The sequence below is a fragment of the Streptomyces niphimycinicus genome (genome assembly GCF_018883605.1).
In the GTDB taxonomy this organism is placed as follows: domain Bacteria; phylum Actinomycetota; class Actinomycetes; order Streptomycetales; family Streptomycetaceae; genus Streptomyces; species Streptomyces niphimycinicus.
Genome location: NZ_JAHLEM010000943.1, coordinates 1 through 5552, shown reverse-complemented (window position 1 = coordinate 5552; position 5552 = coordinate 1). Strand labels below are relative to the sequence as shown.

The window sequence follows — 5552 nt, the reverse complement described above, 5'->3', positions numbered from 1 at the left end:
GGTCAGCACATCGCGCAGCAGCTCGCCGAGCTGCTCCCCGGCCCGCGCCTCGGCCGCCAGCAGCGCCCCGATCCGGTCCGCGGTCTCCATCGCGCGGGCCAGCCGGGGGTCCGGCGCGCGGGTGGGGCCGCCCAGCTCCAGATCGGAGAGATGGCCGTCGTCCAGCAGCCAGACATAGCCGTGCACCACCCCGCGGTGCCGGACGGGCAGGCAGATACGGCCCATGAACACCCCGGCCGCCGGGTCGGGCGGAATCCGCAGCGGCGCCTGCGCCCGGGCGATTCCGAACGCCTCGAACCAGGCCCGCACCGCCGCCGTCGAGCGGCGCTGGAGGATCGAGCGGGTGCGGACCGGGTCCAGCGCGGGCTCCTCCGTGTCATCGCGGTCCTCGCTGTCCTGGGCGCCGAAGGCGATCAGGGCGAAGTCGCGGTTCTCCAGGGTCGCGGGTGCCCGGAGCACCGCCGTGATCTCGTCCACCAACTGCTGGTAGTCGTCGCGCATGGGTCCCGCCTCTTCCCTGTTTCACCTCTCAACATTCTCATACAGATGTCTGAGATCCCGGCCACGGATGCGTGACAGGTGTCGATGGTCCGGGATCCGGGCCATCCTTAAGTTTCACGGTGAGTTGTTGGTGCCGTTCGTCGGCCGTCATCGTGGAGGTGCCCCGTGCTGGGACCCGTGCTGCTCGCCGCTTCGCGCAGTGCCGCCATCCGCCGTCTCGTCTCGGCCGCGCCGGTCACCCGCCCGATGGTGGACCGTTTCATCGCCGGGGAGCGGCTTACCGAGTCTCTGGGCTCGGTGCGGTCGCTGACCGCCCGCGGCCTGGACGTCACCCTGGACCATCTGGGCGAGGATGTGACCGACCGGGTCGAGGCGCTGCGCAGCCGTGACGCCTATCTGGCGCTGACCGAGGCGCTGGCCGCCGAGGGGCTCGCCGGGCGCGCGGAGATGTCCGTGAAGCTCTCCGCCTTCGGACAGGCGCTGCCCGGAGGCCACGATCTGGCGCTGGCCAATGTGACCCCGGTCGTGGAGGCCGCCGCCGCGGCGGGCACGACGGTCACGCTCGACATGGAGGACCACACCACGGTGGACTCCACCCTCGCCATCCTCGGCGAGCTGCGCACCCGCTTCCCGCAGACCGGCGCCGTCGTCCAGTCCTATCTCTTCCGGACCGAGGACGACTGCCGGGCGCTGGCCGGGGAGGGCTCCCGGGTGCGGCTGGTGAAGGGCGCGTACAACGAGCCGGCGAGCGTCGCCCACCAGGACAAGCGCGAGGTGGACCGCGCCTATGTGCGCTGCCTGAAGATCCTGATGGCCGGTGAGGGCTACCCCATGATCGGCTCGCACGATCCGCGGATGGTGGCCATCGCCCAGGATCTGGCACACCGGCTCGGGCGCAAGCTGGACGAGTACGAATTCCAGATGCTGTACGGGATCCGCGTGGCCGAGCAGGAGCGGCTGGTGGCGGAGGGTCACCGTATGCGGGTTTACGTCCCGTATGGCACAGACTGGTATGGGTACTTCATGCGCCGCCTCGCGGAGCGCCCCGCCAACCTCACATTCTTCCTGCGCTCGCTGGTCGGCCGCAGGTAAGTGTTGACCAGTTGAACGACGCCGTCGTTCAACTGGTCAACGCTCGGCCCGCTGGCCTGATGGCCTTCTTCTAGGAGACAACGGCCATCGTGACTCCTCCCCCGACCGAAACCGGGAGCTTCTCACTTGGTGAACTGCACAACCTCATGACGGACAAGCCCTGCCCGGTGCCTCGCGGCACTCACACAGCGTAGCAAAGTCGCCACTCAGGCGAAGGAGGAAATAATGGACGCCGTCACCCAGGTCCCCGTGCCGGTGAACGAGCCGGTGCACACCTACGCACCCGGCACCCCGGAGCGCGCCCGCCTCGAGACCAAGCTCAAGGAGCTCGGCGAGAACCCCATCGAGCTGCCGATGACCATCGGCGGCGAGAAGCGGATGGGAGCGGGGGAGCGCTTCGACGTCGTCCAGCCGCATAAGCACTCCGCCCGCCTTGGCACCTACGCCAACGCCACTCAGGCGGACGCGCAGGACGCGATCGACGCCGCCCTGGCCGCGGCCCCGGCGTGGCGCGCGCTCAGCTTCGACGACCGTGCCGCGGTCATCCTCAAGGCCGCCGATCTGCTCTCCGGCCCCTGGCGGGAGACCCTCGCGGCCTCCACCATGCTGGGCCAGTCGAAGACCGCGCAGCAGGCCGAGATCGACACTCCCTGTGAGCTGATCGACTTCTGGCGGTTCAACGTCCACTTCGCGCGGCAGATCCTGGCCGAGCAGCCGGTGGCCAACTCGCCGGGGGTCTGGAACCGCAGCGACCACCGGCCGCTGGAGGGGTTCGTCTACGCGATCACCCCCTTCAACTTCACCGCCATCGCGGGCAACCTCCCCACCGCCCCCGCCCTGATGGGCAATGTGGTGGTCTGGAAGCCGTCCCCGACCCAGACGCACGCCGCCGTGCTGCTGATGGAGGTGCTGGAGGAGGCCGGACTGCCCAAGGGCGTGATCAACCTGGTCACGGGCGACGGCAAGGACGTCTCCGAGGTGGCCCTGGCCCACCCGGACCTCGCGGGAATCCACTTCACCGGTTCCACCCGGACCTTCCAGTACCTGTGGAAGACGGTGGGCAACAACATCGAGAACTACAAGACCTATCCGCGGCTGGTCGGTGAGACCGGCGGCAAGGACTTCATCGTCGCCCACCCCTCCGCCGACCCGGCGGTGCTCAAGACGGCGATGACCCGTGGCGCCTTCGAGTTCCAGGGCCAGAAGTGCTCCGCGGCCTCCCGCGCCTATGTGCCGCGCTCGCTGTGGGAGAACGGCCTCAAGGAGGAGTTCGCCACCGAGGTCAACGGGCTGACCATGGGCGATGTGGCCGATCTCGGCAACTTCATGTCCGCGGTCATCGACGAGCGCGCCTTCGCCAAGAACAAGGCCGCCATCGACCGGGCGAAGTCCGACCCGACGGTCGAGGTCGTCGCGGGCGGCACCTACGACGACAGCGAGGGCTGGTTCGTCCGCCCGACCGTGCTGGCCTCCACCGACCCCGAGAACGAGATCTTCAAGGACGAGTACTTCGGCCCCATCCTCGGGGTGTACGTCTACGAGGACGATCAGTACGACGCGATGCTCCAGCAGATGGAGTCGGCCGCCCCGTACGGGCTGACCGGCGCCGTCATCGCCCAGGACCGCGCGGCGGCCGCCGCCACCTGTGAGGCGCTGCGCTTCGCGGCCGGCAACTTCTACATCAACGACAAGCCGACCGGTGCCGTCGTCGGCCAGCAGCCCTTCGGCGGTGGCCGGGCGTCCGGCACCAACGACAAGGCGGGCGCCAAGCAGAACCTGATGCGCTGGACCTCCACCCGCTCCATCAAGGAGACCCTGGTCCCGCCGACCGACTACCGCTACCCGCACATGGGCTGACCGCCCCTGCGGACGGGCCGACTCCGTCCGCCCCGCGACCCCGCCCCCGGACCGCTTCAGCGCGCTCCGGGGGCGGCGTGCGCTCCGGGGGCGCGTAGGGGGAAATCTGTGGACGCCCGACGCGCGGCGGTGCTAGCGTCAAGCAGTCAAGTAGGCACTATTTACCGCAGTTTACGTGGGTAACCAGGCGCGGGATCGCCCACGACGACCTGCGATCGGCCGCCGTGGTCGAGGTCGGACGGGGGTCGGCCTCGACTATCGGCCCGGTGCCGAGATGCGATCACCCTGGGTCAGTGGCCGATGTCACCCTGTTCGCGTCTCAGATAGTAGGACGTCCGACTAATTGTGCAGACACTGACGCTCCGCTGCCTTACTTTTGTGGAAGCCGAACGTCTCGCTGCATCCAGCGATGGCGGCCGCGGCCCGGTGCACAGGCGCAGGTGATCCCTGCCGCACCCAGGCCCCCGCCTCTTCCGGCAGCCACCTTCTCGGGGAGCTTTCCTTCCTCCCGGTCCACCGGGATTCAGCAGAGGAGATGTGATCATGGCCGAGACGACCGTCCGCAGGATCCGCCGCAAGACCGACGACACCGACCGCAAGAAGGCCGCCGCCGCACTCCAGCGCGCCCTCGACCGCCGGGACAACGGCGGTTCCACCGGTCACTGACGCCGGGGCCGGGTCACCTCGAAGCGGTCCACTCGCGCGCCCGACTCCGCCAGGGCCGTGACCGTGAGCCGGGGGCCGGGGCCCGGCTCCACCTCCACGGCGAGGAACGAGAAGCCGGTGTAGCGGACCCGGGACCAGTCGGCGCTGTCCCGGTTCTTCTCCCCGTCCCGCGTCCAGTGGTAGGTCTTCACCTCGTCGAGGTCCTTGATGTGCCCCTCGTAGCTGTCGGGCACCGGGAACTCGTAGAGCTTCGCGCCCGCCCCGCCCGCCGTCACATAGACGATCCCGTCGCGCACCGCGTCGGCGCTTCCCTCGATGGGGACCCGGCGGGCGACCTTGCCGCCCCGGATCGCGTCGGTCCGCTCATAGACGTGGTTATGGCCGTTGATCACCAGGTCCACCTGGTGCTTCTCCAGCAGCGGCACCCAGGTGTCGCGCACCCCGCCGTCCGAGGCGTGGGCGCTGGTGGTGGAGTAGGCGCAGTGGTGGAAGAAGACCACCAGGAAGTCGATGCCGGGCCGCTTGCGCAACTGCCCCAGGCGCCGGTCCAGCCAGCGGGTCTGCGCACCGTCGGTGTACCCCTTGTTGGGGCTGATCTCGTACGAGACGTCATTGGCGTCCAGCGCGACCACGCCCACGTTCCCGTAGACGAACGAATAGACGCCGGGCGCCTTGCGCGGATCCGGGCCGTTGTCCGGCAGGGACCAGCGGGCGAGCTGGCCGCCGTAACCGTCGGGGGAGTACCACGCCTCCATGTCGTGGTTGCCGGTCGTCACCATCCACGGCACGCTCGCCGCGACCGAGTCGGTCTGGGCGAGGAAGGAGTCCCAGACCCGGGCGTCGTACAGGTCGGTCTTCTTCCCATGGCCGGTGGTGTCCGCGTAGCACAGGTCCCCGGCGTGCAGATGGAACGACGGGTTCTGGCCAAGGATCAGTTGGTCGTTGGCGAGCGCGTCATAGCTCACCCCCTGATCGCCGAAGGCCGTGAAGACGAACTTCCCGGGCTCATCGGGCGCGGTGCGGAAGGTGCCCACGGACGAGAAGTGCCGCGGCTCGGCCGGGTCGCGGTCCGCGTGGCCGACGCCGTAGTAGTAGGTGGTCCCGGGGCGCAGATCATCCACCGCGGCGTGCAGGTAGAACTGGTCGACCGCGGGCAGCTTGTCGCTCAGCGACGGCGTGTGCAGAGCGCGGACCTCGGCCTCGACCTTGCGCGTGAGCTCCAGCGGGCTCGTGCCGATCCGCACATAGGGCGTGCGCACGGCGAACGGCACCTGCCAGGAGATCCGCATCTGCGTCCGTGGATCGGCGCCGAAGGCCAGATGGCGGCCGAACGGGGCGACCAGCGCGCCGTCCACCGTGGCGGTCACCGGCTTCGGGCCCGCCGCGGGCGCCGGTTCGGTGTCGGCGGCGCACGCCGCCCCGCCCAGCAGCCCCGC

At 69.7% G+C, this 5552-nt stretch carries 4 protein-coding genes and 1 pseudogene; 3 read left to right on the top strand and 2 right to left on the bottom strand.

The features are described from left to right. Window positions 1-501, bottom strand: a pseudogene (locus tag KN815_RS45890) (PucR family transcriptional regulator); the annotation flags it as partial. A 165-nt stretch (window positions 502-666) separates the two neighbouring features. Between KN815_RS45890 and KN815_RS45885 the strand changes: the two are divergent. The 3 genes from KN815_RS45885 (at window position 667) to KN815_RS51755 (ending at window position 4116) form a co-directional block, all read left to right on the top strand. Beyond that, a complete protein-coding gene (locus tag KN815_RS45885; RefSeq protein ID WP_216347721.1) occupies window positions 667-1593 on the top strand; it encodes a proline dehydrogenase family protein in 927 nt (308 codons plus the stop codon). Between the two features lie 225 nt (window positions 1594-1818). Further along, window positions 1819-3450 (top strand): L-glutamate gamma-semialdehyde dehydrogenase, encoded by a 1632-nt coding sequence (gene pruA, locus KN815_RS45880; RefSeq protein WP_216347720.1) that lies wholly within the window; start codon window positions 1819-1821, stop codon window positions 3448-3450. A gap of 543 nt (window positions 3451-3993) precedes the next feature. Then, window positions 3994-4116 carry a hypothetical protein gene (locus KN815_RS51755; RefSeq protein ID WP_086706647.1) on the top strand — a complete coding sequence of 41 codons (123 nt, stop codon included), beginning with the start codon at window positions 3994-3996 and terminating at the stop codon, window positions 4114-4116. Here the strand turns inward: KN815_RS51755 and KN815_RS45875 are convergent. Further along, window positions 4110-5552 (bottom strand): purple acid phosphatase family protein (locus tag KN815_RS45875; protein ID WP_253209662.1); only part of this gene is annotated, 1443 nt, incomplete at its 5' end. The genes KN815_RS51755 and KN815_RS45875 overlap by 7 nt on opposite strands.

What these genes read in the sequence shown, in the direction of transcription:
- KN815_RS51755 (WP_086706647.1), top strand. Translation starts at nt 3,994, where the DNA reads ATGGCCGAGACGACCGTCCGCAGGATCCGCCGCAAGACCGACGACACC.
- pruA (WP_216347720.1), top strand. Translation starts at nt 1,819, where the DNA reads ATGGACGCCGTCACCCAGGTCCCCGTGCCGGTGAACGAGCCGGTGCAC.